1 protein-coding gene is annotated in these 317 nt (G+C 77.6%); it reads right to left on the bottom strand.

The window, feature by feature from the left end:
• Positions 1-212: hypothetical protein (locus tag UK12_RS34815; protein WP_156179166.1), on the bottom strand; the 212-nt coding region annotated here is incomplete at its 3' end.
• Between the last annotated feature and the right edge of the window lie 105 nt (positions 213-317).

Below are 317 nucleotides of genomic sequence, written 5' to 3'. Positions count from 1 at the left end.
CGGTCACCGAAGGAACGGCCACCGCGCTCGTCACGGTTGCGGTCACGGCCGAAGGCCGGACGCTCCCGGTCACGGTCCCGGCTGAAGCCGCGGTCGTCACGGTTGCGGTCGCGGTCACCGCACGAGGAGGTGCGCTCGGGGCGCTCGGTGCGCGCCTCGCGGTACGACGGCGCCCGGCCGGCCTTGGCCGACGGAGCGGCCGTCTCGGTCACGGGGGCAGGCTGGGCGGAGACGGCAGCCGACTCGGCCCCCTCCTCCCCAGCGGGCTCGACCCCGTCCTGGCTGCCCAGCTCCGCTCGCTCGCGCGCGGCACCCGC

The sequence above is a fragment of the Saccharothrix sp. ST-888 genome, assembly GCF_000955975.1.
Classification (GTDB): Bacteria; Actinomycetota; Actinomycetes; order Streptomycetales; family Streptomycetaceae; genus Kitasatospora.
This window is presented reverse-complemented; position numbering and strand designations above follow the sequence as displayed.